The sequence below is a fragment of the Micromonospora sp. NPDC047707 genome, assembly GCF_040704235.1.
Taxonomy (GTDB): Bacteria; Actinomycetota; Actinomycetes; order Mycobacteriales; family Micromonosporaceae; genus Micromonospora.
On record NZ_JBEYSU010000003.1, the window covers coordinates 187565 to 211736 of the forward strand.

The 24172-nt window shown below is 73.9% G+C and carries 26 protein-coding genes; 10 read left to right on the forward strand and 16 right to left on the reverse strand.

Annotated features, from left to right (window positions below):
* The first annotated feature begins 17 nt into the window (after positions 1 to 17).
* Positions 18 to 1211: a threonine synthase gene (locus AB0873_RS04780; RefSeq protein ID WP_366598433.1), complete on the forward strand. Its 1194-nt coding sequence runs from the start codon at positions 18 to 20 to the stop codon at positions 1209 to 1211.
* Between the two features lie 60 nt (positions 1212 to 1271).
* Here AB0873_RS04780 and AB0873_RS04785 read toward each other — a convergent pair whose 3' ends face one another.
* Positions 1272 to 3059, reverse strand: coding sequence for a glycoside hydrolase family 15 protein (locus AB0873_RS04785; RefSeq protein ID WP_366598434.1), 1788 nt, complete (start codon positions 3057 to 3059; stop codon positions 1272 to 1274).
* Positions 3060 to 3108: 49 nt separating this feature from the next.
* Entirely contained in the window at positions 3109 to 3501 is a 393-nt protein-coding gene (locus AB0873_RS04790) for a cupin domain-containing protein (protein ID WP_155333813.1), read from the reverse strand.
* Between the two features lie 375 nt (positions 3502 to 3876).
* Here AB0873_RS04790 and AB0873_RS04795 point away from each other — a divergent pair, with 375 nt between their 5' ends.
* Entirely contained in the window at positions 3877 to 4974 is a 1098-nt protein-coding gene (locus AB0873_RS04795) for a beta family protein (RefSeq protein WP_366598435.1), read from the forward strand.
* Between the two features lie 7 nt (positions 4975 to 4981).
* Here the strand turns inward: AB0873_RS04795 and AB0873_RS04800 are convergent, their stop codons facing one another.
* Positions 4982 to 5263 carry an adhesin gene (locus tag AB0873_RS04800; protein WP_155333814.1) on the reverse strand — a complete coding sequence of 94 codons (282 nt, stop codon included), beginning with the start codon at positions 5261 to 5263 and terminating at the stop codon, positions 4982 to 4984.
* 278 nt (positions 5264 to 5541) lie between these two features.
* On the opposite strand from AB0873_RS04800, the gene dacB reads away from it, so the two are divergent.
* On the forward strand, positions 5542 to 7125 hold the full coding sequence (dacB, locus tag AB0873_RS04805; RefSeq protein WP_366598436.1) for a D-alanyl-D-alanine carboxypeptidase/D-alanyl-D-alanine-endopeptidase: 1584 nt from the start codon (positions 5542 to 5544) through the stop codon (positions 7123 to 7125).
* A 91-nt stretch (positions 7126 to 7216) separates the two neighbouring features.
* Here dacB and AB0873_RS04810 read toward each other — a convergent pair whose 3' ends face one another.
* The 3 genes from AB0873_RS04810 to AB0873_RS04820 form a co-directional block, all read right to left on the reverse strand.
* A complete protein-coding gene (locus AB0873_RS04810; RefSeq protein ID WP_366598437.1) occupies positions 7217 to 7564 on the reverse strand; it encodes a DUF1330 domain-containing protein in 348 nt (115 codons plus the stop codon).
* Positions 7565 to 7637: 73 nt separating this feature from the next.
* Complete coding sequence (locus tag AB0873_RS04815; RefSeq protein ID WP_366598438.1) at positions 7638 to 8579, reverse strand: hypothetical protein; 942 nt, start codon at positions 8577 to 8579, stop codon at positions 7638 to 7640.
* A gap of 208 nt (positions 8580 to 8787) precedes the next feature.
* Positions 8788 to 9381, reverse strand: a complete 594-nt coding sequence (locus AB0873_RS04820) for a pentapeptide repeat-containing protein (RefSeq protein WP_366598439.1) — start codon at positions 9379 to 9381, stop codon at positions 8788 to 8790.
* 82 nt (positions 9382 to 9463) lie between these two features.
* On the opposite strand from AB0873_RS04820, the gene AB0873_RS04825 reads away from it, so the two are divergent.
* Both AB0873_RS04825 and AB0873_RS04830 read left to right on the forward strand, forming a co-directional pair.
* Positions 9464 to 10696: a serine hydrolase domain-containing protein gene (locus AB0873_RS04825; RefSeq protein ID WP_366598440.1), complete on the forward strand. Its 1233-nt coding sequence runs from the start codon at positions 9464 to 9466 to the stop codon at positions 10694 to 10696.
* 44 nt (positions 10697 to 10740) lie between these two features.
* Positions 10741 to 11382 carry an NAD(P)H-binding protein gene (locus AB0873_RS04830; RefSeq protein WP_155333820.1) on the forward strand — a complete coding sequence of 214 codons (642 nt, stop codon included), beginning with the start codon at positions 10741 to 10743 and terminating at the stop codon, positions 11380 to 11382.
* Here the strand turns inward: AB0873_RS04830 and AB0873_RS04835 are convergent, their stop codons facing one another.
* Both AB0873_RS04835 and AB0873_RS04840 read right to left on the reverse strand, forming a co-directional pair.
* On the reverse strand, positions 11383 to 11847 hold the full coding sequence (locus AB0873_RS04835; RefSeq protein ID WP_366598441.1) for a PPOX class F420-dependent oxidoreductase: 465 nt from the start codon (positions 11845 to 11847) through the stop codon (positions 11383 to 11385).
* 94 nt (positions 11848 to 11941) lie between these two features.
* Entirely contained in the window at positions 11942 to 12589 is a 648-nt protein-coding gene (locus tag AB0873_RS04840; protein WP_155333822.1) for a hypothetical protein, read from the reverse strand.
* Between the two features lie 296 nt (positions 12590 to 12885).
* On the opposite strand from AB0873_RS04840, the gene AB0873_RS04845 reads away from it, so the two are divergent.
* Positions 12886 to 13662 carry a D-Ala-D-Ala carboxypeptidase family metallohydrolase gene (locus AB0873_RS04845; protein WP_366598442.1) on the forward strand — a complete coding sequence of 259 codons (777 nt, stop codon included), beginning with the start codon at positions 12886 to 12888 and terminating at the stop codon, positions 13660 to 13662.
* Positions 13663 to 13759: 97 nt separating this feature from the next.
* Here AB0873_RS04845 and AB0873_RS04850 read toward each other — a convergent pair whose 3' ends face one another.
* The 4 genes from AB0873_RS04850 to AB0873_RS04865 form a co-directional block, all read right to left on the reverse strand.
* The gene (locus AB0873_RS04850) at positions 13760 to 14269 is read right to left on the reverse strand and encodes a hypothetical protein (RefSeq protein WP_366598443.1); all 510 of its coding nucleotides are present in this window, start codon (positions 14267 to 14269) and stop codon (positions 13760 to 13762) included.
* A gap of 87 nt (positions 14270 to 14356) precedes the next feature.
* Positions 14357 to 15658, reverse strand: coding sequence for a DUF234 domain-containing protein (locus AB0873_RS04855; protein ID WP_366598444.1), 1302 nt, complete (start codon positions 15656 to 15658; stop codon positions 14357 to 14359).
* Between the two features lie 174 nt (positions 15659 to 15832).
* Positions 15833 to 16531 carry a response regulator transcription factor gene (locus tag AB0873_RS04860; protein WP_366598446.1) on the reverse strand — a complete coding sequence of 233 codons (699 nt, stop codon included), beginning with the start codon at positions 16529 to 16531 and terminating at the stop codon, positions 15833 to 15835.
* Positions 16528 to 17775 carry a histidine kinase gene (locus tag AB0873_RS04865; protein ID WP_366598448.1) on the reverse strand — a complete coding sequence of 416 codons (1248 nt, stop codon included), beginning with the start codon at positions 17773 to 17775 and terminating at the stop codon, positions 16528 to 16530. Before AB0873_RS04865 ends, AB0873_RS04860 begins: the two co-directional genes overlap by 4 nt.
* A 131-nt stretch (positions 17776 to 17906) precedes the next feature.
* Between AB0873_RS04865 and AB0873_RS04870 the strand changes: the two genes are divergently transcribed.
* From AB0873_RS04870 to AB0873_RS04885, 4 genes are all read left to right on the forward strand, one after another.
* Positions 17907 to 18806, forward strand: a complete 900-nt coding sequence (locus AB0873_RS04870) for an ATP-binding cassette domain-containing protein (RefSeq protein ID WP_366598449.1) — start codon at positions 17907 to 17909, stop codon at positions 18804 to 18806.
* On the forward strand, positions 18803 to 19600 hold the full coding sequence (locus tag AB0873_RS04875) for an ABC transporter permease (protein WP_366598450.1): 798 nt from the start codon (positions 18803 to 18805) through the stop codon (positions 19598 to 19600). The genes AB0873_RS04870 and AB0873_RS04875 overlap by 4 nt, the downstream gene beginning before the upstream one ends.
* A complete protein-coding gene (locus AB0873_RS04880; protein WP_366598451.1) occupies positions 19597 to 20319 on the forward strand; it encodes a hypothetical protein in 723 nt (240 codons plus the stop codon). The genes AB0873_RS04875 and AB0873_RS04880 overlap by 4 nt, the downstream gene beginning before the upstream one ends.
* Positions 20320 to 20405: 86 nt before the next feature.
* On the forward strand, positions 20406 to 21848 hold the full coding sequence (locus AB0873_RS04885) for an amino acid permease (RefSeq protein ID WP_155333830.1): 1443 nt from the start codon (positions 20406 to 20408) through the stop codon (positions 21846 to 21848).
* A gap of 78 nt (positions 21849 to 21926) precedes the next feature.
* On the opposite strand, the gene AB0873_RS04890 is transcribed toward AB0873_RS04885, so the two are convergent.
* From AB0873_RS04890 to AB0873_RS04905, 4 genes are read right to left on the reverse strand one after another with little or no spacing between them, the layout of a single operon-like run.
* Positions 21927 to 22619, reverse strand: coding sequence for a 4Fe-4S single cluster domain-containing protein (locus tag AB0873_RS04890; protein ID WP_366598452.1), 693 nt, complete (start codon positions 22617 to 22619; stop codon positions 21927 to 21929).
* The gene (locus AB0873_RS04895) at positions 22612 to 23517 is read right to left on the reverse strand and encodes a helix-hairpin-helix domain-containing protein (protein ID WP_196255766.1); all 906 of its coding nucleotides are present in this window, start codon (positions 23515 to 23517) and stop codon (positions 22612 to 22614) included. The genes AB0873_RS04890 and AB0873_RS04895 overlap by 8 nt, the downstream gene beginning before the upstream one ends.
* Positions 23501 to 23713, reverse strand: a complete 213-nt coding sequence (locus AB0873_RS04900; protein ID WP_155333833.1) for a DUF2997 domain-containing protein — start codon at positions 23711 to 23713, stop codon at positions 23501 to 23503. The genes AB0873_RS04895 and AB0873_RS04900 overlap by 17 nt, the downstream gene beginning before the upstream one ends.
* Positions 23710 to 24165, reverse strand: a complete 456-nt coding sequence (locus AB0873_RS04905) for a hypothetical protein (protein WP_155333834.1) — start codon at positions 24163 to 24165, stop codon at positions 23710 to 23712. Before AB0873_RS04905 ends, AB0873_RS04900 begins: the two co-directional genes overlap by 4 nt.
* Positions 24166 to 24172: the final 7 nt, after the last annotated feature.

The following is a 24172-nucleotide window of genomic DNA, read 5'->3' on the forward strand; positions in this document are numbered from 1 at the left end:
ACGATGCGAGGAGCGCCGTGTACCTGACCCACCTGGAGTGTCCGCGCTGCGGCCGGGAGCACGACGCCGGCAAGCCGCAGAACCTGTGCGGGTGCGGGTCCCCGCTGCTGGCCCGCTACGACCTGGCGGCGGTGGCCGAGGTGGTCACGCCGGAGCGGTTCGGGCTCCGGCCGGCCGACCTGTGGCGGTACCGGGAGCTGCTGCCGGTGGCCGATCCCGGGTACGTCACCACGCTGGGCGAGGGCTGGACGCCGCTGTGGCGCGCCCCGACGTACGGCGCCGAGATCGGCGTCCCGGACCTGCTGGTCAAGGACGAGGGTCTGACCCCGACCGGGTCGTTCAAGGCGCGCGGCGCGGCCGTGGGGGTGAGCCGCGCCCGCGAGCTGGGCGTCGAGCGGATCGCCATGCCGACCAACGGCAACGCGGGCGCGGCCTGGGCCACGTACGCGACCCGGGCGGGGCTGGGCGCGACCATCGTCATGCCCCGGGACGCACCCGCGATCTGCCGCCGCGAGTGCGTCGCCGCCGGAGCCGACCTGCGGCTGGTCGACGGGCTGATCAGCGACGCCGGCCGGCACGTCGCACGACTGGTCGCCGCCGCGGACGGCGCGGTCTTCGACGCGGGCACGCTGCGTGAGCCGTACCGGCTCGAGGGCAAGAAGACCATGGGGTACGAGATCGTCGAGCAGCTCGGGTGGCAGGTGCCCGACGTGATCATCTACCCGACCGGGGGCGGCGTCGGCCTGATCGGCATCCACAAGGCGCTGCACGAGCTGCGCGAGCTGGGCTGGATCACCGACCGGCTGCCCCGCCTGGTGGCCGTGCAGTCGACCGGCTGCGCGCCGATCGTCCGGGCCTTCGCCGCCGGCGCCGAGCGGGCCGAACCGTGGGCCGACGCGCGTACCGTCGCGTTCGGCATCACCGTGCCGGCGCCGCTCGGCGACGAGCTGATCCTGGCCGCGTTGCGGGAGAGCGCGGGCACCGCCGTCGCCGTGGCGGACGGGGACCTCCTGGCCGACCTGCGGGGCTTCGCCGCGCGGGAGGGGTTGCTGCTCTGCCCGGAGGGAGCGGCCTGCCTGACGGCGGCGCGGCAGCTGCGGGCGGGCGGCTGGATCCGGGCCGGCGAGCGGGTCGTGGTGCTGAACACCGGCGCCGGCCTGAAGTACCCGGAGACGGTGGACGTCGGCGGGTTGCCGGTGCTGCCGGCCTGACCGCACATGTGTTAGGAAGGGACCCTTTTACTACCGGAGGCGTTAACAGGGGGCCCTTCCTTACTCCGAGGTGAGGCGCCACGCGGCGTTGATCAGGCCGATGTGCGAGAGGGCCTGCGGGGTGTTGCCGAGCTGAGCGCCGGTGTGCAGGTCGATCTGCTCGCTGAGCAGGCCGACGTCGTTGGCGTGCCCCACCACCCGCTCGAACAGCGCTGCGGCGCGCTCCCGCTCCCCCGCCAGCACCAGGCACTCCACCAGCCAGAACGAACAGAGCAGGAACCCGGCGGGATCGCCGTCCCAGCGCCGTACCAGCCCGCCGTGGGTGGTGAGATCGCGCTCGACGACCTCGATGGTGGCACGCATCCGCGGGTCGGTGGCCGGGAGGAACCCCGCCACCGGCAGGAACAGCACGGAGGCGTCCATCTCGCTGGCCCCGAAGGAGCCGGTGTACGCCCCGACGCTCTCGTTCCACCCCGCACGCAGCACGCTGCTCCGGATCTCGTCCCGGATCGCCGCCCACCGGCCGGGGTCCGCGCGCTCACCGAGCCGGGGTGCCAGCGCGACCGCCTTGTCCATCGCCACCCAGCAGAGCACCTTCGACGACACGTAGTGCCGGTCGGTGTCCCGGGTCTCCCACATGCCCCGGTCCGGCAGGTGCCAGGTGTCGGCCACCTGCTCGGTCAGGCCGATCACCATCTCGCGCAGCTCCTCGTCGAACGGGTCGGCGAGCAGGTGGTGCAGCCGCCACACCGCCGAGATCATCTCGCCGGGCACGTCGAGCTGCCGCTGCCGCCAGGCGTCGTTGCCGAAGCGCACCGGCTGGCTGCCGGCGTACCCGCGCATGTGTGTCGAGGCGTGCTCGGAGATGTCCCGCTCGCCCTCCAGACCGAAGAGCACCGGCACCGGCTCCGGGCCGGGGCGGCCGATCGAGCGGGCCGCCCACTGGAAGAGCCGGGACGCCTCGTTGGGGCAGGCGGCCACCCAGAGGGCGTGCAGTGTCATCGAGAAGTCGCGCAGCCAGGCGAACCGGTAGTCGTAGTTCCGGTCGCCGCCGATCCGTTCCGGCAGCGACGTGGTGAGCGCGGCGGCGACCGCCCCGCTGCGGGTGTAGGTGAGGCCGGTGAGGACGACCGCGCTGTGCCGTACCAGGTCCTGGTAGCGCCCTTCGTACCGGTGGGTCTCCCGGTACGCCTCCCACGCCTGCACCGTCTCGGCCAGCGTGGTCGCCGGGTCGAGCCGGGCCGGCCGATCGCCGTACGTGCGCCCGTACCCGGCGGTGAGGCCGACCGTGTCACCGGCGGCGACCTCGAACTCGGTGCGGACCCGGTCCGGGCCGGCGTGCAGCGGCGGGCCGTCCGAGCGCAGCTCCAGCACCGTCGCCCCGGCCACCGCGAGCACCGCGCCGTCCGGCTGGTCGTGCAGGAACGGGGTGAGCAGGCCGTGGTCGGGCCGCGGCGCGAAGTCCGACGCCATCCGTACGCGCCCGGACAGGCCCTCGACGGTGCGCAGCAGCACCGCCGGCGAGTTCATGCCCAGCCGGTGCCCCCGGGCGCCCAGCTCGGCGGCGAGCGCGTCGGTGACCGCGACGCTTCCCTCCGGGGTGTGGTGCACGGTCCGCAGCACCAGCGTGTCCGGCCGGTACGCGCGCTCCACGCGGTGTCCGGGACGGCCCGCACCGACCGGGGCCAGGCACCAGTGCCCGGCGTCGGGGTCGAGCAGCCGCCCGAACACCGCGGGACCGTCGAACCGGTCCGGGCACCACCAGTCGACCGAGCCGTCCCGGCCGACCAGCGCACCGGAGCGGCAGTCGGAGAGGAACCCGTAGTCGGAGATCGCCGGCTGGTCCACCCGCTGCGGGTACCCGGATCCACCGGTGTCAGACCGGCGATCCGCCGCGTCAGGACGTGGGGGGCTGGTCCTCGCCGGCCGCCTCGGCCGCGTCCGCCTCCTCCTTGGTGCGGTGCACCACCTGGTCGGCGTGCTCCGGCGGGCCGTACACGGTGTAGAGCACCAGCGGGTTCGGGCCGGTGTTGACGAAGTTGTGCTTCGTGCCGGCCGGCACCACCACCAGGTCGCCCTGGGCGATCCCGCGCTTCTCCCCCGCCACCCGTGCCTCGCCCGTCCCGCTGACGAAGGTGAGGATCTGGTCGACGTCCTCGTGGACCTCCTCGCCGATCTCACCGCCCGGCGGGATCGTCATGATGACCAGCTGGCTGTGCTGCCCGGTCCACAGCACCCGCCGGAAGTCCGGGCTCTTCTCGGCGACCGTCGCGATCGTGAAATGCTCCATGTCGCACCCCTTACCCGCTCGGGCCGTGCGCCACGCCGGGACTCGCAGATGGTGGAATTCCCCACGTTGTGAGGGTTTGGATCCCGGCTGGACGGGGATCGACACCACGACCGGCCCACGGGTCCGGTCGAGCCAGGTCCCCGCTGGCGTACCGCCGTACGGCTGCGGTGGTGGGAGACGGCCAGAGCGCGGCGACGTTCCGACCAGGAGTCGGGCGGCGCCGCGCGCTCGTGTGCGTCTCGGCGCGCCAACGGGGGCCGGAAGTGTCCGATCGTGGACAGTGCAGCCGCCAGCGAGCGGCCCTGACCTGCGGCGGAGCGGACCGGGGATCGGGGTTTGCGGTGACCGCCACGAATGCCGTGGCTAGGCTGAAGTATGGTGCCCGCCCACGGGGGCCGGGAGGCGGAACCGGTCTACCGACCCATCCTTGCCAACCGGCGCGGTGAGCTGGAGGCACTCAGCCACCTCGACCCGAGCCTGGCGCCGCTGCTCGCTCCGGTCATCGACGTGTCCCTCCTGGACTCCTTCACCGTGGACGTCCTCGGTCGACTGCCGGCGGCGCTGCTCCCCGCGGTCGACGTCTCCGCCCTGCCCGACGCGCCGGAGACGGAACTGGCGCGCTGGGGCGTACCGCTGGTGCCGGTGATCGGGCTGGCGGAGAGCGAGCGGCGGCTCGTCGCGCACGGCGCCGCGGCCCGGGCCCACGCCCGGCGGGCGCTGGTCCGGTTGCGCATCGGCACGGACCGGGCCGGGCCGGACGCGGCCACCGCGGCGGTGGAACGGATCTGGCGGTGGACCGGGCTGGACCCGGAGCAGTGTGACCTGCTGGTCGACGCGGCGGACGTGTGCTGCCGGGCCGACGTGCGGGTGGCGGAGCCCCGGGTCCGCCGCCTGCTGGACTGGGCCCGCCGGCACGCCTGGCGCTCGATCAGCGTGGCGGCCGGCGGGATGCCGCCCGCCCTGTCCCGCCTGCCCACCGACGAGCCGGTCCGGCTCGACCGGTGGGACTGGCTGCTGTGGCAGGAGCTGGCGAATCTGGGTGTCGGCTATGGCGACTACGGCGTCCACCCGGCGGCGCGTGACACCGACCAGGCGGGCGACCGGCTGCCCACGATGCGCTACACGGCCGACGGAGCGTGGTGGATCTACCGCTGGTCGCGGCGGGGCGGCCGGGGCGACGACCGGTTCGCGGACCTGTGCCGCACCCTGGTCGCGGCCCCGTACTGGCCGGCGGCGGGTGGGGCGTACTCGTGGGGCGACCACGAGATCGTCCGCCGTGCCCGGCGGTCCGGTGGAGCGGGCTCGACCAGCACCTGGGCGGCGTGGTGCACGTCCCATCACCTCGCCCACGTGCTGACGGCCCTGCGGGCCTCCGCGCGGGACGCCCGGCCGGGACGGATGCCGCCCGGTCAGCCGATCCCCGGTCGGCCCGCCCGGCCGAACCGCGGCGGAACCGCCCGACGGGCCGGTTGAATCTGGCTCACTGCTTCTCGGTGAACCCGAACTGCACGATGCCCTCGTCGTCGACGGTGGCGTCCACGGAGGCGTCCCCGAGCAGTTCGGCCGCGTCCGAGTCGAGGAAGATGCGTGCGCCCTGGTTGTCGACCACGTGGTCGCCGTCGACCGGCCGCTCGACCAGCTCGACGGTGAGCGAGCCCGCCTCCGGGTCGGCGGCGATCCGGACGCCGCCGTCCTCCGCGACGTCCTGCTGGTTGGCGAGGTCTCGGATCACCAGCACGGCGTTGTCGGTCATGGTGAGCATGGCGGAACTCCTCGTGATTCCTGGGATACGCGGCCGGCCACCGACGGCGGGCCGGGGCGACAGGGACGTCGCCCGTCGCGGCTCGGGGCCCACGACCGGGCCCCTCAGGGCCTACGGTGCCCGCTACCCGCCCGTCCGTCAACCGGCCCGCCGGCGCGTACCCGATCGGGTGAAAACCGGCGAACGGGCCGGCCGTCGGTCCGATCCGTGCTAGCCGACGAAGATTTTCTTCGCTCTCTGCTCTTTCCTGGCAGATATCTCCGTGACAGCATCACCGCATGCATCGTCGTCTCTTCCCCCGGACGCTCGCGCTGGTGGCCGTCGTCGCCGCCGCGGCCACCACCGGCGCGCCCACCGCGACGGCCGAGTCGCCGACCCCCGCCGCGACCCGGCTCGACGCCACGATCGACGCGATCCTCGCCGACTCCCGCCTCGCCGGCGCCCAGGCCTCCGTCGTGGTCAAGGACGCCGCCAGCGGTGAGACGGTCTACCACCGCAACGGCGACCGCCGCCTCGTCCCCGCGTCCAACACCAAGCTGCTGACCTCGGCCGCCGCGCTGGAACTGCTCGGCCCGGACCACCGCTTCCACACCGGCGTGCTCGCCGGCGGGCCGCGCCGCGGCACCGTCGTCGCCGGCGACCTCCACCTGCGTGGCGGGGGTGACCCGACGATGCTCGCCGCGGACTACGACGCGCTGGCCGCGAAGGTGGCCGGCTCCGGCATCCGGGTGGTGACCGGGAACCTGGTCGCCGACGACACCCGCTACGACGACACCCGGCTCGGTCCGGACTGGACGTGGGACGACGAGCCGTACTACTACGCGGCGCAGGTGTCCGCGCTGACCGTCGCGCCGGACACCGACTACGACGCGGGCACCGTCATCGTGCACGCCGCCCCGGCGGCCAGGCCCGGCGGCCGGCCGGTGGTCACCACCACGCCGGCCACCGGATACCTCCGGATCGACAACCGCGCGACGACCGTCGCGGACGGCGACACGTCGATCTCCTTCGAGCGGGTCCACGGTGGCAACACCGTCGTGGTCACCGGGCAGATCGCCGTCGGGGACGCGCCGGCCAGCGACTGGGTCACGGTCTGGGAACCCACCGGGTACGCGGCCGACGTCTTCCGTTCGGCGCTGCGCCGGCACGGCGTACGGGTGCTGGGCCGTACCGTCCTCGGCCGGCCCACGCCCGCCGCGGCGGTCGAGGTGGCCCGGCACGACTCGATGACCCTGGTGGAGCTGATGGTCCCGTTCCTCAAGCTCTCCAACAACGGGCACGCCGAGGTCCTCACCAAGGAGATCGGCCGGGTGCTCGCCGGGTCCGGCACCTGGCCGGCCGGGATCGCCGCGATCAACGGGTACGTGGCCGGCGCCGGCATGGACCCGACGACCTTCCGCCAGCGGGACGGCTCCGGACTCTCCCGGCGCAACCTGGTCCCGGCGACCGAGTTCGTCGACCTGCTCGCCGCCGTCCGCGCCGAGCCCTGGTTCCCCGCCTGGTACGCGGCCCTGCCGGTGGCCGGTGAGGCGGAGCGCTTCGTGGGCGGGACGCTGCGCAGCCGGATGCGGGGCACACCGGCCGCGGGCAACGTGCACGCCAAGACCGGCAGCCTGACCGGCGTCTCCGGCCTGTCCGGCTACGTCACCGACGCCGACGGCCGGCTGCTGGCCTTCTCCATCCTGCTCAACAACTACCTCGCCTCGTCGGTGAAGGGGCTGGAGGACCAGATCGCGGTCGCGCTGGCGTCGTACACCGAGCAGGGCGCGGGCGCCGCGCGGACCGCGCCACCGGCCGTGGCCGAACCTCCGGCCGCCCCCGAGGACCGCGAGTGCTCGTGGGTGAAGCCCATCGCCTGCTGAGGACGGACGAGCGGGCGGGGGCTCCGGCGGAGGCCCGTTCGTCAGGGCCCCCGGTACGACGTCGGCGTCGCGCCGGGGGCCCACTGTCCACTCAGCGCGCCGCCTGGGCGCGGAGGTACGCGGCGGTGCGCGCCGCGTCGTAGTCGGGCGGCACCCCGTCGACGATGATCGCGGAGCCCTCGACGTGCCGGGTCCGCAGCGGCAGGATCTCCCGGTACGCCGGGGAGTCGTACCAGGCGCGGACCGATTCCCGGTCCGGGAACTCGATGATGACGATCGTGCCCGGCCACTCCCCCTCGATCACCTCGATCTGCGGCCCGTGCACCCGGAACCGCCCGCCGAACGGGTCCAGAGTGGCCTGGATCAGCTCCAGGTAACGGTGGATGTCCTCGTGGTCGAAGTTCGGGGTACGCAGGTGTGCGACGGCGAACGCGGTCATGGCCCTCCCCTGGGTGCGCGACGGTCGATCCGTTCCAGCACGGTCGGCGGCACCACGCTACTCCGGCCCGCGATCACCGCAACGCCGCCGCCTGGAGGTTGACGCCGGCGCAGTCGTCGGTGAAGGCGTGCTCGGCGGTCCAGGTCAGCACGAGCCGGGCACCCTCCGGGGCCTGGAAGCGCACGACGAACTCGGCGGACCGGCTGGTGTGCGGGTCCTCCATGCGCAGGGTGCGGGTCGGGCCGCCGGTGGAGAGCCGGGCGTCGAACCGGCCCCGGGCCATCCAGGTTCCGGCGTAGACGTGGACGGTCCGCGGCTGGCCGCTCCCGGCCACTGCGAGCGTGAAGCCGCGGCCGACGCCGCAGGTGTAGACCCCGTGCGGAGTGCCGTCGGTCGACTCCACCGGAGTGCCGCCCCGCCATCGGAAGGTCTCCTGGTTGCCGTCCCAGGAACCCCGGCGGCCGCTGCCGCCGTCGTCGCGGATCTCGCCGGAGCCGCCGCGCTTGCGCACGGTCGAGTCGTCGCCGCGCAGTCCCCAGTGGATCCAGTCCCGGGTGCCCACGGCGGTCAGGTCCACCTCCGCGGGCACGTCGTTCCGGGTCAGGGTGAGCACCGGTGGCGGCGCGGGCGTCGGCGTCGGGGGTGCCGGCGTCGCCGTCGGCGACGGGCTCGGCGGCCGCTGCCGGGGGCGCAGGCCGGGCGACGCCGGACCGGCGGCCGGCTGCGTGCCGGGGGGACCGCTCGGCCGGCCGACCCCGGCCGGCACGCTGCCCGCCACCGGTGGTTCCTCCGGTGCCGGCCCGCAACCCCAGTTCAGGTACGCGAGCAGGGCGGCCAGGCACGCGGGTGCGGTGACGACCGCGACCGCCCAGCGCCGGCGCCGCCCGGGCCGGGACAGTCGGCGAACGGCGCTGCGGACCCGATCCGCGCCGGTCGACGACCGGTGCCGGGCACCCGGATACCGGCCGCGCCGAGGCCCCTGGGTGCCCGGCGGCGTCACGTTCTCCTCCGGCACCGACCCTCCACTCCCCACAGTTGCGCACGCAGCGCCCGAAGCGGCGTAAACGTTACGCCGCCCGAGGGGTTTCACGTTTGCATCAGATCGGACTTCCCGCCAGTCCGCGCCCGTTCCGTGTGCCCACTTCGTTACCCGCTGGTAGCGTTCCCAGCTCCGCCCACCTCCCGTGGTCAGGGGGCAGTCACGAGCGTCACTGGATCATGGCTCAGCCGAGGTGGAAGCCGAGCGTCTGCGCGATCACCAGCGCCTGCTCGGCGTCGATGACCGCTCCCGCCCGCTCGACCTGCGTCGGGTCGAGCGCGGTCAGGTCGCTGCCGCGCAGGTCGGCGCGGGCCAGGCGGGTGCGGTGCAGCGTCGCGCCGGACAGGTCCACCCCGGTCACGGTCGCGCCGGTCAGGTCGGCTCCGGTCAGGTCGGCCTCCCGCATGCGTACCCCGGTGATCCGCACGCCGTGCAGGTCGGCGCCGGGGAGCGCGACGAACGACCAGTCCCCGCCGTCGACGGTCAGCGGTCGCAGGTCGCACTCGGCGAAGGTGCTGCCGACCAGCTTGCAGCCGGTGAACTCGGCCTCGAAGAAGTTGCAGCGGCGGAACACACACCGGGTGAAGGCCGAGTCGACGTGCCGGGAGGCGTTGAAGTGGACGTTGCCGAACGTGCAGCCGGTGAAGACCGCGCCCCGGGTGACCGCCTCGGTCAGGTCCACCCGGTGGAACTCGCAGCCGACGAAGTGCCGGTCGGTGATCTCCTCCCCGTACCAGTCGTCGTCGCGGAAGGTGGTGCCCTCGGTCAGCTCCGGCATCGGCCCAGGCTACTGACCGGCACCGACAGGTGTGGCCGGCCGCCCTTCCGGCTGCGGCGTACCGCCGGGTAGGTTCGCCGGTGTGAGCGTGGCACGCAGCATCGACCCGGACCAGATCGGCTTCGACCCCACCCGCCTCGCGCGGATCGACGAGCACTTCGGCAGGTACGTCGACGACGGGCGGCTCGCCGGCTTCCAGGTGGTGGTCACCCGCCGCGGCGAGGTGGCGCACTCCTCGACGTACGGGCTGCGCGACGCCGAGGCCCGGCTCCCGGTGGAGGCGGACACGCTCTGGCGCATCTACTCGATGACCAAGCCGGTCACCTCCGTCGCCGCGATGCTGCTCTGGGAGGAGGGCCGGTTCGAGCTGACCGACCCGATCAGCCGCTGGCTGCCGGAGTTCGCCGACGTCCGGGTCTACTCGAAGGGGTCGACGCTCAAGCCGTACACGGTGCCCGCGGTCGAGCCGATCCGGGTCTGGCACCTGCTCACCCACACCGCCGGCCTGACGTACGGGTTCATGCAGACCTCGGTCGTCGACGGTCTCTACCGGGCCGCCGGGTACGACCTGCACCCGCCGGCCGACGTCGACCTGGCCACCGCCTGCGCGGCCTTCGGCGAGCTACCGCTGCTCTTCCAGCCCGGCACCGCGTGGGGCTACTCGGTCGCAACCGACGTGCTCGGCCGGCTGGTCGAGGTGATCTCCGGGCAGAGCCTGGACGCGTTCCTCGCCGACCGGATCTTCCGCCCGCTGGGCATGACCGACACGCACTGGTGGGTGGAGGGCGACACGGCGACGCGGCTGGCCGCGCTGTACGCGCCGGATCCGCGTACCGGCCGCGCGTTCCGCTACGACAAGCTCGGCGCCCTGGCGTACGAGAAGCCGACCCTGCTCTCCGGCGGCGGCGGGCTGCTCTCCAGCGCCGCCGACTACCACCGCTTCACCCAGATGCTGCTGCGCGGCGGCGAGGTGGACGGCGTACGCCTGCTCGGACCGCGCACGGTGCGGTTCATGACCCGCAACCACCTCCCTGGCGGCAGCGACCTGGAGACGCTGTCCACCGGCGGCTTCGCCGAGACCACGCTGGAGGGAGTCGGCTTCGGGCTCGGGTTCGCCGTCGTGGACGACCCGATCCCGGCCCGGGTGCCGAGCAGCGTCGGCGAGTACTACTGGGGCGGGGTGGCGAGCACGGCCTTCTGGGTCGACCCGGCCGAGGAGATCACCGCGCTGTTCTTCACCCAGCTGCTCCCGTCGAGCACCTGGCCGATCCGGCCGCAGCTGCGCCAACTGGTCTACTCGGCGCTGGTCGACTGACGCGTTCCCCGGCGGCGGGGCCGTGCCGTCCCTAGCCTGGGGGCGTGAGCAACATCGTCGTGTTCGGGGCGGGCGGGACCGCGGGTTCCCGGATCACCACCGAGGCGTTCAACCGGGGGCACCGGGTCACCGCCGCGGTACGCCGGCCGGAGGCCACGTCGTACCTGCCGGCGGGCGTCCAGGTCGTCACCGGGGACGCGACCAGCGAGCGCAGCGTACGGGAACTGGCGCCGGAGGCGGACGCGTTGGTGGTCGCGATCGGCGGTGACCAGCGCGGTCTCTGGCTGAACGCGGCCCGGACGCTGGTCGGCACGCTGCGCGAGATGCCGGCCACGCCTCGGATCATCCACCTGGGCGGCGGTGCCACCCTGCTCACCCGGAAGGGCACCCGGATCCTCGACGAGCCGGACTTCCCCGAGGAGTACCGCGACGCGGCGATCGGCCAGGCCGAGGCCCTGGACTTCTACCGCTCCTCCGCCGACGGCGTGAGCTGGACCTATGTCTCCCCGCCGCCGCTGGAGTTCCACCCGGGCGAGCGGACCGGGCGGTACCGCACCGGCGACGACCACCCGGTGACCGACCACGAGGGCCGCTCGGTGCTCAGCTACCAGGACATGGCGGTGGTGATCGTGGACGAGATCGAGAACCCGCGCCACGAGAACTCCCGCTTCACCGCCGCGTACTGATCAGTCGGCGAGGCGGGCGGGGAAGCCGCCGGTGGCGATCGGACCCCACGAGTCGATCGTCACCCGGATCAGCGACTTGCCCTGGCGCGCCATCGCCGTCCGGTACTCGGCCCAGTCCGGGTGCTCGCCGGAGATGCTGCGGTAGTACTCGACCAGCGGCTCCAGCGCGTCCGGCAGGTCCAGCACCTCGGCGATGCCGTCGACCTGCGCCCACGGGCCGTTCCAGTCGTCGGAGAGCACGCAGGCGGAGACCCGGGGGTCACGGCGGATGTTGGTGACCTTGGCCCGCTCGGGGTAGGTCGAGACGACCAGGCGTCCCTCGGCGTCGACACCGGCGGAGACCGGGGACGACTGGGGCCGCCCGTCGGCGCGGGTGGTCATGAGGAGGACCCTGTGCCGGGGCCGGAGGAACTCGATCAGCTCGGCGCGGTCGACCCGGGTGTTCGTCGCGATGCTTCGTGCCACCGCTCGTTTCTACCAGGGTTGCGGGACCGACTCCGGTTCCAGGATGTCGGGTGTGCCGGCAGGAGGCGCCGCGACCGTCCGCACCTCGCGTTGATCACGCCTCGGGCGGGACGGCGACGCGGGACGCGCCGGCGGGCTGGGCGGGGACGCGGGGCCGGACCGGCGGTCGCCACGCTCGGCCGTTGGCGTAGATCACCCGGAAGCCGAGGTACGACGCGAGCGGCGCCCAGTGCGCCGAGCCCATTCGCAGTTCGGCGGCGTTGTGCCGCTGCCCGTTGGCGAGCACGTCGAGCAGCACGGTTTCGAACGCGGCCGATTCGACCCAGTCGACTTCCCGGGTGAAACCGCAGATCAGCGCCGCTCCGGTGGTGTGCAGGAAATCGCGGAGCACGGCGTCGGAGGCGCGCAGCACCGAACAGCTGCCGAAGTAGAGCCGCCGGCCTTCGCAACGGCCGGCCATCAGGTCGGCCACGTCGGCGAGGGCCACCGATTCCCAGTCGGTGAGGCAGAGCCGGCTCGGCTCGCCGTGCATCGCGAAGAACCCCACGCGGTAGTCGGCGTACTGCTTGAGCAGCCAGCGGTCGACGAAGTAGAACAGCTCGTCCCTCGTCGCCGCGTCCTTGTGGATGAACCGGATCTTCCCGAGGCGCTCCAGCAGCTCCAGGGTGGGCAGGACCGAGCCGCGCTCGTTGAGGTCGCGGTGCCACTGACCTTCGACACAGAAGACCCCACCGCGCGCCACGGGCCCACCTCCCCTCACCCGGACGCTGACGTTACCGGCTCTCCTGACGGCGGAGACATCACCCAGGGTGTGGCGGGACGCGACCTTCCGTGCCGTTCCCGTTGCTGTTGGGCGACTCAGGACGGAGTGGGTAATTCACAAATCGCCGCATTCCCAGCCAGGACCCAGGAAGCGCGAGATCTGAGGACAATTCTCGTTTATCCCCTCCTAACCGACCGATCAGTGTCAGGGTGGAAATCACGGGACGTCCCGGTCGATGTCCCACTCCATTCGCTCTTCCTACCGGGAGGACTTCTGTGCGCACGAAGACCCTGAAACGGGCCATGGTCGCCCTCGCTCTGGCGCTGCCCGGAGCCGCGATCGCCACCGTGGTCGCCGCCCCGGCCGCCCACGCGGACGGCTGCTACACCTGGACACGCAACCTCTACCAGGGGAGATCCGGCGACGACGTCCGCCAGTTGCAGCTCCGCGTCGCCGGCTGGGCCGGCAACCGCGACATCGTGGAACTCGACGGCCGGTACGGCCCGAAGACCGCCGCGGCGGTCCGGCGCTTCCAGGCCGCGTACGGGCTGCGGGTCGACGGTGTGGCCGGGCCGCAGACCTACGGCAAGATCTACGAGCTGCAGGACGACGACTGCACACCCCGCCACTTCAGCTGGAGCGAGATGGACGACGGCTGCGGCCGGGGTGGCTGGACCGGCGGCCCGCTCTCCCCGGCGGAGACGCGGGGGAACGCCCTGCGGACGATGTGGAAGCTGGAGGCGATGCGCCACAGCCTCGGCGACCAGCCGCTCTACGTCACCAGCGGCTTCCGCAGCCGGGCGTGCAACGACCAGGTCGGCGGGGCACGGGACAGCCAGCACCTCTACGGCAACGCCGCCGACGTGGTGTCCCGCAGCCGGTCGCTGTGCGACGTGGCCCGCGACGCCCGCAACCGCGGCTTCAGCGGCATCCTCGGCCCCGGCGCGCCGGACCACGGCGACCACGTGCACGTGGACTCCCGGCGCGAGAACAACCGGGACGACACCGCCAACACCACCAGCTGGTCGGCCCCCGACTGCGGGGTCCGCTGACGACCGCACCACGACGACGCCGGCCCGGTCAGGGGTGGGGAAATCCCCCCGACCGGGCCGGCGTCGTGCGCCCCGAGCCTCGCGGGCGTACCTCCGCTCAGCTCGCCCGGGGCCAGCGCGGCGTGGCCGCCGGGCTGGTGCGGCCGTGGCCGGCAGGTCGGACCGCGGGCCGCGCGCCGGGCGCGACCACCCGGGCGGCCGCCTGGCCACGCACCGGGTACGCGGGACGCGCCGGCACAGCGGCCGGTGTCCGGGGCGGCACGGCGGCCCCGGGACGGGCCGGCACCGACGTGCGCGCCGGCGCGTTCCCGTTCACGGTGAACGGGAACGGCACGTGCACGAACGGGTTGCCGTGCCGCACCAGCGCGTCGACCTGCCGCTCGTTGAGACCGTGTGTCAACAGCACCCGCCGGCCCCAGCGGTGCAACCGGCACGGATAGGTCGCACCGTCGTTGCGGCACAGCGGCCCCGACGGCCACTCCTCCGCCGCGTGCACGACCACCGCCCGGACCGCGAGCCGGACGTCCTCGGGGGTCAGCGGCACCGGGACCGGCACCTCGCCCAGTACCTGATCGATGGGATCCGTCGACTGCTCACCAACTCGCACGGTAGGCCTCCCGCAGCTTGGGTAGCGGGGCGGCTGAGCGCCGCACCACATCCTCGGCCGGGAGTACGTCGCGCACAGCCGGAAGGTTCAATCCCGGTACGCGGCCAGCAGGTCCTCCGGCGACACCGGGCGCAGCCCGTCGACGGTCACCCCGCTCCTGGAGACCGCCACCAGCGGCACCTCGTCGTCGGCCCCGGGCAACCGGGACCGGTGCACGAGGAGGCGACCGAGGTCGTGCGCGTCGAACGCACGATTCTCCTGCCACTTGATCGAGCCGACGAAGGTGATCCGCCGGGCGACCGGCTCGCGGTCGGCTCCCACCAGGTCGATCTCGGGGTCGTTGGTCCGGGTCCAGTAGCCACCGACGACGTCGGTGCCGTCCGGCAGGTGTCCGGCCGGCAGCCGGCGCAGCGCCTCCCGCACCACCGGCTCCACCGCCCGCCCGCGCCACGATGTCCACGAGGCGGATATCCGGGCGAGGGTCAGGTCGCCACGCCCTCGTTCGATCTCCGGCAGGTACGGCCCGAGGAACGACAGCCAGAACCGCAGGTAAGGGTCCGCCACGCTGTACCGCGCCTCACGGGAGGGTCGCGTGGACAGGGGCACGCCCGCCTCCACGATGCGCTTGTCGGTGAGCAGGCGGATCGCCCGGGCAAGGGACGCCTGCGGGACACCACCGGCGGCGCGGGCGATCAGCGAGAACGCACGCTCACCGGAGCCGATGGCCCGAAGAACCAGGCCGGGTTGGGACTGTGGCGGAAACTCCGCCGCCAGAGCACGCTCCCCGCTCACGAGAAGTGCGGATGTCGGATCGGTCACCGCGTCGGCAAGATACGCCGACAACGACGCGTCGGAAGGCCACTCGTCCAGGATCAGCGGCAGGCCGCCGGTCACCAGGTAGGCGTCGATCGCCTCGGCGGCCGACAGCCCGAGCATCTCGCCGACGTCAGCGGGACTGAGCGGCGGTACGACCATCTCGGTCGCCCGCTGGTGGAAGGGGCGGCCGTAGTCGTTCAGCGCCTCCATCATCGCCAGGTCGGAGCCGACGCAGATCAACAGGACGGGACGCCGGGACAGCTCCCGGTCGACGACCTTCTGCAGGGTGCCCTCAAAGCCCGGGTCGGTGGCGATGAGGTACGGCATCTCGTCTAGCACCACCACGCTCGGCCGGTCGGCGGGGAGGGCTGCGGCGAGCAGAGTGAGTGCGGCGTCCCAGGTGCCCGGCCGCTGCGCGCGGAAGAGCTCCGCCCCGGGCAGTGAGGACGCCGCCGCGGTCTCGACGAAGAGCGCGATGTCCGCCGCTGCCGTCGGTTGGGCGGACGCGGTGAAGAAGAGATGGGGAACGTCGGCACGCTCGACGAACTCCTCGACGAGTCGGGACTTCCCCACTCGCCGGCGGCCCCGCATCAGGAGGGCCCGCCCGGGCCGTCCGGCCCTGCCGCCCCTGGCGACGCGACCCAGCATGCCGTGGAGAACCGTGAGTTCCCGCGTCCGACCAACAAACCCACCCACACTCTCACCTCCGATACTCTCAACGACGAGAGTATCAGTGGTGAGGGTCTCTTAGACAAGGCCGGCGTCGTGGACCAGGAGGGCCACCTGCACCCGGTTGTTGAGGTCCAGCCTCACCAGCAGCCGTGACACGTACGCCTTGACCGTCGCCACGCTCATGAACAGCTCCGCCGCGATCTCGGCGTTGCTGCGGCCCCGGCCGAGGGCGACGGCGACCTCCCGTTCCCGTTCGCTGAGCGTGGCGAGCTGCCGGCGCGCCCGCTCCCGGCGCGGGTCCGCGCCGCCGGGGCCGGTCACGTGCGCGATGAGCTGGCGGGTCACCGTCGGGGAGAGCGTCGCCTCACCCGCCGCCACCCGGTGGACGGCCCGCACGATCTCGGCCGGCGGGGTGTCCTTGAGCAGGAAGCCACCCGCCCCGGCCCGCAGCGCCCGCAGCACCTGCTCGTCGGCGTCGAACGTGGTCAGCACCAGCACCTCGGGCGGGGCGGGCGCGGCCCGCAGCGCCTCGGTCGCGGCCAGCCCGTCGAGCCGGGGCATCCGGATGTCCATCAGCACGACGTCCGGCGCGTACGCGGCGACGGCCGCCGAAACCTCGGTGCCGTCGGCGGCCTCGCCCACCACGGTCAACCCCGGCGCACCACCGATGATCATCGTCAGGGCGGCCCGGACCAGCGGGTCGTCGTCGACGATCAGGACGCGTACCGGACGTTCCGGGGACGCCGTCGGCGTCGCTTCCGGCGGAGGCGTCACGCCGGCCACGGCAGCCACGCGGCGAGCCGGAAGTCCCCGGCGTCGTCCCGCCCGTACTCCAGCCGGCCGCCGGCCAGGCTGACCCGCTCCGCGATGCCGACCAGGCCGGTGCCGGTGCCGGGCAGATCCGGGGCGTCGACCCCGCCGACCGGCCAGCGGTTGCGGACCTCCACGGCCAGCCCCTCCCCCGGCGCGCCGGCCAGCTCGACGGCGACCGCGGCGCCGGCGGCGTGCTTGCGTGCGTTGGTCAGCCCCTCCTGCACGATCCGGTACGCGCTGCGGCCGACCGCCGCCGGCACCCGGTCCGACCCGGTCACCCGGTCGACGGTGTCGACCCGTACCCCCGCCGTCCGGGACTCCTCGATCAGCGCGGGCAGGTCGGCCAGGGTCGGCTGGGGCCGCTCCGGGCCCTCGGCGGCCGGCCCCTCGGCCCGCAGCACACCGATCACCTCCCGCAGGTCCTGGAGCGCCGCGTGGGCGCTGGCGCGGATCACACCGGCGGCCCGCGCCACCTCGTCCGGCGGGGCGTCCGGCCGGAACTCCAACGCCCCGGCGTGCAGGCTGAGCAGGGAGATCCGGTGCGCGAGCACGTCGTGCATCTCCCGGGCGATGCGGGTGCGCTCCAGTTGCCGGGCCTGCGCCACCCGTAGCTGCTGTTCCGCTTCGGCCCGCTCGACGCGCTCCCGCAGCGAGACGACCAACTGCCGCCGCGCCCGGACGAACATCCCCCACGCCAGCACGATGGCCGTGATGGCGACCCCCCACGCGGTGGTCGCCCAGTAGGACAGGTCGGAATCCGGACGCAGGTAGGTGAAGACGAAGTTGGTAACCAGTCCGCCGGCGGTGACCGCCAGCGCGACGGCCGTACGGCGGTGCACGATCACCGTGAAGTAGATGATCAGCAGCGGGATCGCCGCCGCCATCGAGAACGCCGTCAACGGCAGCGTGGCGACGGCGAGCCCGAGCGGCCAGCGACGGCGGACCCAGAGCAGGCCGCAGCAGACGAGACCGATGACCGCGTCGACCGGGATCAGCCAGCGCTGCTCCAGGGGCGCGGCGAACTCCGGGTCGGGCAGGGTGGCGTCCGCGGTGGCCCAGAGCACCCAGACGAGGGAGAGCAGGAACGCGAGGACGTCGACCACCCAGTCGCGGGTGGTGCGGCGGGGGGCGGGGCCGGCCCGCTCCCCGGTGGCCAGCGACCCCGGCAGCAGCCAGGGATGATCCGGTACGGCGGCGCTGGTCACCCCACCAGCCTAGGCAGCCGTCGGAGCACTCGACCAGCTACCGAAGTCGACGTCCGGAGGCGACCTTGGTCGACCCGGCGGCGACCGCCGGCCGCTGCGCACCACCGGTCGGCGCGGGCAGCCTGGACCGCATGATCACCGTGGAACACCTCACCAAACGGTACGGGCGGCACACCGCCGTCGACGACGTGTCGTTCCGCTGCGAGCCCGGCACCGTGACCGGGTTCCTGGGGCCGAACGGGGCCGGCAAGTCCACCACCATGCGCATGATCTGCGGCCTCACCCCGCCCAGCGCCGGCGCGGCCACGGTGAGCGGGCGGCCGTACCGGCAGCTGCCCAACCCGGGCCGGGAGGTCGGGGTGCTGCTCGACGCGTCGGCGCAGCACGCCGGCCGCACCGGGCGGGAGGCCCTGGCCGTCGCCGCCGCCACGATGGGGGTGGACCGGCGCGAGGTGGTGGCGAAGCTCGACCTGGTCGGGCTGGACGGCACGGCCGCGAAGCGCCGGGTGCGGGCGTACTCGTTGGGGATGCGGCAGCGGCTCGGCCTCGCGCACGCGCTGCTGGGCGACCCCCGGGTGCTGATCCTCGACGAGCCGGCCAACGGCCTGGACCCGGAGGGGATCTTCTGGATGCGCGGCCTGCTGCGCGACTTCGCCGACCGGGGCGGCACCGTGCTGCTCTCCTCCCACCTGCTGCGCGAGGTGGAGGCCGTCGCGGACCGGCTGGTCGTGATCGGGGGCGGCCGGATCGTGGCCCAGGGCGGCAAGGACGAGTTGCTGGCCGGTGACCGGACGGTGGTCCGGGCCCGGGACGCGGCCGCCCTGCGCCGCGCCCTGGACGCGGCCGGCCTGGCGGCGACCAGCGGCACCGACGGGTCGCTGCTGGTGCCCGCTTCCGCCGAGGCGGTCGGCCAGGCCGCCGCCGACGGCGGCGTACCGCTCACCGAGCTGCGCCCCGCCGACGGGGGCGGCCTGGAGCAGCTCTTCCTCACCCTCACCGCCGACCAGACGACCCGGGAGGCCGTCCGATGACCAGCACCGCCACCGCACCCGGCGAAGAGACCACCACCCCGCGCGCCCACCGGGACGTACCCGGGCCGTCGCTGCTCCGGCTCACCGGTGTGGAGCTGCGCAAACTCGCCGACACCCGGGCCGGGCTCTGGCTGCTCGTCACGATCGGGCTGCTCACCGCCGTGCTGGTCGCCGTGCAGCTGATCTGGGCACCGGACGCCGAGCAGACCTTCGTCGGGTTCTTCACCTCGTCGCTGCTGCCGGTGGGCCTGCTGCTGCCGGTGCTCGGCATCCTGTCCATCACCGCCGAGTGGTCGCAGCGCACCGCGCTGACCACGTTCGCCCTGGTGCCCCGCCGCGAACGCGTCATCGCCGCGAAGCTGTCGGCCGTGGTGCTGGCGGCGCTCGCCTCGCTGCTGACGAGCCTGGCCACCGCCGCCGTCGGCACCGCCGTCGCGGGGGCGACCGGCGGCGCCGGCACCTGGCGGATCGAGGGTTCCCTGATCCTGCACGCCGCCGTCCTCCAGGTCGCGAACGTGCTGATGGGTGCCGGCTTCGGCCTGCTGCTGCTCAACACGCCGCTGGCGATCGTGACCTTCCTGCTGCTGCCGACGCTCTGGTCGGTGCTCGGCGGGCTGATCCGGCCGCTGCGGGAACCGGCGGGCTGGCTGGACACCGCCCGCACGATGGAGCCGCTGTTCACTCCCGACGTCACCGCCGGGCAGTGGGCCCGGCTGGCGGTGTCGCTGCTGGTGTGGATGGTCGTGCCCCTGGCGGCCGGCCTGGTTCGGACCCTGCGGCGCGAGGCGGCGTGACGGTGCACGGTCTCGACGGCCCCACCGTCGTCGACGGCGGCCGGGCGGAGCTGGTGCTGTTCTGGGGCGGCTTCCCGCTGGTCGGGGCGGCGGCGGGCGCGGCGCTCGCCGCCGCCTCCGACTGGCTCGCCGGGCAGGCCTGGGTGCCGGTCCACGGGCTGTTCGAGCTGGCCGCCCGGCTGCCCGACGCGTACGCGACGGCCGGCGGCGTGGCGCTCGGGACGCTCGCCGGGTTGGTGATGGCGGGCATCGCCACCGCCGAGCGGCTCGCCGTCGCCGTCGGCCGGGAGCGGGTCCGGCTGCGCCGGCCCGGTGGCCCCGCCCGGGAGGTGGCCCGGCGGGACACCCGCGCCGTGTTCGTCGACGGGAAGGCGCTGGTGCTGCTCGGCCCGGACGGGGGCGAGCTGGCGCGGGAACGGTCCGACCTGCCGGCCGGGCGGCTCGCCGAGGCGTTCCGGTCCCACGGCTGGCCGTGGCGGGACGCGGACCCGCACCGGGACGCGTACCGGCGGTGGGTGCCGGGGCTGCCCGGCCTGCCGGCGGAGGCGGACGCGTTGCTGCGGGCCCGGCAGCGGGCGCTCGACGCCAGCCGGGACGGGGAGGCCCGGGAGTTGCGGGGCGAGCTGGCCCGCTCCGGAGTCGTCGTCCGCGACGACGGGCGACGGCAGTACTGGCGGCTCACCCGGCCGGCGCCGGAGCAGGGACGCGACTTCTCCTGAGCCGAACCGTTCCGGACGGTAGCGTTGCGGTGACCCTGCGGCCGGACCACGCTGTCCGTACCCGGGATCGGAGAAGGGGGACGACGATGACCTCCGCGGGACGCGTCACGGGCAGCGGCATCTTCCGCCGCAAGCCGGTCGAGGAGATCGCCGACACCAGCGAGGAGCAGCTGTCGCGGTCACTCGGGCTCTGGCAGCTCACCTCCATCGGCGTGGGGGGCATCATCGGCGCGGGCATCTTCGCCCTGGCCGGTGCGGTGGCGAGGGAGACCGCCGGGCCGGCGGTGCTGGTCTCGTTCCTGATCGCCGGCCTGGCGAGCGCCGCGGCGGCCCTGTCGTACGCCGAGTTCGCCGGCATGATCCCGAAGGCCGGCTCGGCCTACACCTACGGGTACGCGGTGCTCGGCGAGGCCGTGGGCTGGTTCATCGGCTGGGACCTGCTGCTGGAGTACACGGCCATCGTGGCGGTGGTGGCGATCGGCATCTCCGGTTACTTCGCCTTCCTCGTCGGCGAACTGGGGCTGGAACTGCCCGCCTGGATGCTCGGCGCGCCAGGCACCGGCGACGGTCACGTGGTCGACCTGTTCGCGGTGCTCCTCTGCCTGTTCATCGCGTACCTGCTCAACCAGGGCATCAAGACGGCCGCCCGGTTCGAGACGCTCGTCGTCGGGCTGAAGGTCGCGGTGGTGCTGCTGGTCATCGTGGTCGGCTTCTTCTACGTCAAGACCGAGAACTACTCGCCGTTCTTCCCGTTCGGTGTCGGCGGGGCGATCACGGGTGCGGCCACCGTCTTCTTCGCCGTCTTCGGGTACGACGCGATGAGCACCGCCGCCGAGGAGTCGAGGGACGCGCGTCGCCACCTGCCGAGGGCGATCATCTACTCCCTGGCCCTGTCGATGGTGCTCTACGTGCTGGCGACCCTGGTGCTGACCGGCATGCAGAACTACACCCAGATCGACTCGGAGAGCGGCTTCTCCTCGGCGTTCGCCTCGGTCGGTCTCTCCGGCCTGGCGTCCGTCATCGCGGCCGGCGCGATCATCGGCATCCTGACCGTGATGTTCACCTTCATGCTCGGGGTCACCCGGGTGTGGTTCTCGATGAGCCGGGACGGCCTGCTGCCGGCCTGGTTCGCCAAGCTGCACCCGGTGCGCCGCGTGCCGAGCCGGGTCACCTGGATCGTCGGCGTCGGGTCGGCGCTGATCGCCGGTTTCCTGCCGATCCGGGAGGCGGCCGAGCTGACCAACATCGGCATCCTGCTCGCCTTCGTGGTGGTCTGCATCGCGGTGATCGTGCTGCGCTACCGCCGGCCCGACGCCCCGCGCACCTTCCGCCTCCCGGGCATGCCGGTGGTGCCGGCGCTGGGTGCGATCTTCTCGGTCTGGCTGATCACCTTCCTCGCCCCGGAGACGTGGCTGCGGTTCGCGGTGTGGTTCCTGATCGGCGTCCTGATCTACGCCTTCTACGGCTACCGCCGCTCGAAGCTGGCCGGCCGCGACGAATCCTCCGGCCCCACCGGCTCGGCCCGGTAGGGGCGGTGTGTACGGGCCGCCGGCGCGGGCGAAGGCCGCGGACAGTCCGGCGAGGTGTGCGGCACTCTTCCCGGCACGCTAGCCGTGCGCGCCGGTCCCGTCCGCCACCAGCGGGCGTGGCTGCGGACGGCCCACCGACGCCAGCAGCTCGTCGAGGGCGTCCACGTCGGCCCAGCCGTTGACCGCGATCCGCCCGGCGACGTCCACGGTGACCTCGACCCGGTCGGGGGTCTGCGCCAGCTCGTCGAGCAACCTCGGGAAGCGATCGTTGAGCAGCAGGAACTCCTGGTTCGTCGAGCCCACCCAGGGTCGGGTGGTGTCGAGCCGGTCCTGCTCGAACGGCCCGGCCACGAGCAGGTCGGTCTGGTCGAGCAGGGCGGCCACGTCGTCCCGCCCGGCGTCGACCGCGCGCCGCAGGCCGGCGTACGGGTAGCCGGTGAATGTCATCACCGAGCGGCCGGCGGCCCGTACCGCGGCGGCGACCGTCGCCAGCGGGCCCGCCTGGTCGAACGGCTCGCCGCCCAGCAGCGTCAGTCCCTCGGTCCCCGCGTCCAGCACCCGGCGGGCGAGGTCGGCGGGGCCGATCCGCTGCCCGCCCCGGAAGCTCCACATGTGCGGGTTGAAGCACCCGGGGCAACGGACGGTGCAGCCCTGCACCCAGACGGCGGTCCGCTCACCGGGGCCCTCGGCCCGGGTTGCGGCGAGGAAGCGGGCCACCGCCACCGTCTCCACACCGGTGGCCGGCCGGGGTGCCGGCCCGCCGTCAGACATCCAGGACGCGCCCGTGCGGCGACGGGCCGGGGCCGGGCGGGGTGGGCGGGGCGCAGACCAGGACATCCCGCAGCCGCGCGTACTCGTGGGGAGCCAGGTTGGCGGTGGCGGCGAACTCAGCCAGGCTGCCGAATCCGCCCCGCCGGTGCCGTTCGTCCAGCACGTGCCGGGCCCGCTGCGGGTCGAAGCCCGGCAGCGCCGCGAACTCCTCCATCCGAGCGGTGTTGACGTCGACCGGCCCGCCGGGCCGCGCCGCCTGGCTCGGCACCGGCGCGGCGACCGGGCCGGGGTTGACGTAGCCGCCGGGCGGCTGCGTCGCCATCGTCGGCTCGGGCGACGGCGGCGGGAACGCCGGCGCCGTGGGTGGAAAGGCCGGCGAGCCCGGGGCGTACGCCGGTGCCGCGGGCGGATACGTCGGCGGGTACGGGCCGGCCGGTGCGGCAACCGGGTGGCCGGGACCGCCGGGCGGCGGGGCGAGCGGACCCGGCGGGTAGGCGCCACCGGACCACGGCGCCGCGGCGGCCGACTGCGCGTACCAGGGGCGGTAGCCGGCACGCCAGCGCAGCCACGCGGAGTTGATCAGCGCGCCGTGCAGGATGGTGGCCGCCCAGACCGCGATCGCCGTACCGATGGCCCAGTTGTTGCCGGTGCTGCCCTGCTCGAATTCGCCGCTGACGAGGAAGGCCGCCCACCCCACCAGGGTGTAGACGATGCCGGAGATCCACCACGCCGGGCGCCGGGCGCGGAGCCCCACGTAGAGGAATCCGAAGCCGCCGAGGCAGCTGAGGCCGAGGATGGGCAGCAGCAGCCACCAACTGTGCAGGACCCGCCAACTCAGGCTCGCGGCCGGAGGCCCGGCGGGCGGATGCGGCCATCCCGGGTCAGGCGCGCTCGACATCATGTTCCTCCTGGTGCTCCAGCACGGTCGCGCGGGTGTGGTCGGCGGTGTAGGCGCTCTGCACCGTCCGGGCCGCCAGCAGGTCCTCCAGCACGGTGACGTAGTCCAGGCAGCCGTCGCCGAGCACGTCCCGGGTCTCCGCGCTGACCACGCCCTCGCTGGTGACGGTCACGACGATCCGCGGCTGTCCGCTCACGACGTCCTGCCCTCGACCGCGAACACGAGGCGGACGCTCGCGTCCTCCGTGACCTGCTCGGACTCGAGGCGGAGGCCGGCTGCCGGGGCCTGGTCGCGCAGCCGCGCCAGCACCGCGCGCTGCACCTGCCGCCCGTAGGCCGCGTCGACGGCCCGCACGATCTCGACGGCCCGCTGCTCGTCGGCCTCGCCGGTGAAGTGCGCCGACCAGATGCCATCCGCGCCGCGCTGGAAACTCGCCCGTACGCCCGCCCAGTCCGCGATGATCACGTCCGGCTCGGTCGTGACCACGGCCGCGGTGTCGTGCAGCGCGGCCGCGAGCAGGGTCTCGTCCCGCATCCGTGTCCGCACCTGACAGACGACGCGACCGTCGGCGTCCCGCCCGGCGGTCGCACCGTGTGTCGCGGCCACGGCGGCGATGGCCAGTGGCAGCAGTATCAGTGAGACGCTCATCCGGTCC

Bases quoted from the DNA above. Each gene is read 5' to 3' on its own strand.
- AB0873_RS04790 (WP_155333813.1), bottom strand. From the start codon at position 3,501: ATGGAGCATTTCACGATCGCGACGGTCGCCGAGAAGAGCCCGGACTTC.
- AB0873_RS04795 (WP_366598435.1), top strand. From the start codon at position 3,877: ATGGTGCCCGCCCACGGGGGCCGGGAGGCGGAACCGGTCTACCGACCC.
- AB0873_RS04800 (WP_155333814.1), bottom strand. From the start codon at position 5,263: ATGCTCACCATGACCGACAACGCCGTGCTGGTGATCCGAGACCTCGCC.
- dacB (WP_366598436.1), top strand. From the start codon at position 5,542: ATGCATCGTCGTCTCTTCCCCCGGACGCTCGCGCTGGTGGCCGTCGTC.
- AB0873_RS04810 (WP_366598437.1), bottom strand. From the start codon at position 7,564: ATGACCGCGTTCGCCGTCGCACACCTGCGTACCCCGAACTTCGACCAC.
- AB0873_RS04820 (WP_366598439.1), bottom strand. From the start codon at position 9,381: ATGCCGGAGCTGACCGAGGGCACCACCTTCCGCGACGACGACTGGTAC.
- AB0873_RS04870 (WP_366598449.1), top strand. From the start codon at position 17,907: ATGATCACCGTGGAACACCTCACCAAACGGTACGGGCGGCACACCGCC.
- AB0873_RS04875 (WP_366598450.1), top strand. From the start codon at position 18,803: ATGACCAGCACCGCCACCGCACCCGGCGAAGAGACCACCACCCCGCGC.
- AB0873_RS04885 (WP_155333830.1), top strand. From the start codon at position 20,406: ATGACCTCCGCGGGACGCGTCACGGGCAGCGGCATCTTCCGCCGCAAG.
- AB0873_RS04890 (WP_366598452.1), bottom strand. From the start codon at position 22,619: ATGTCTGACGGCGGGCCGGCACCCCGGCCGGCCACCGGTGTGGAGACG.
- AB0873_RS04895 (WP_196255766.1), bottom strand. From the start codon at position 23,517: ATGTCGAGCGCGCCTGACCCGGGATGGCCGCATCCGCCCGCCGGGCCT.
- AB0873_RS04905 (WP_155333834.1), bottom strand. From the start codon at position 24,165: ATGAGCGTCTCACTGATACTGCTGCCACTGGCCATCGCCGCCGTGGCC.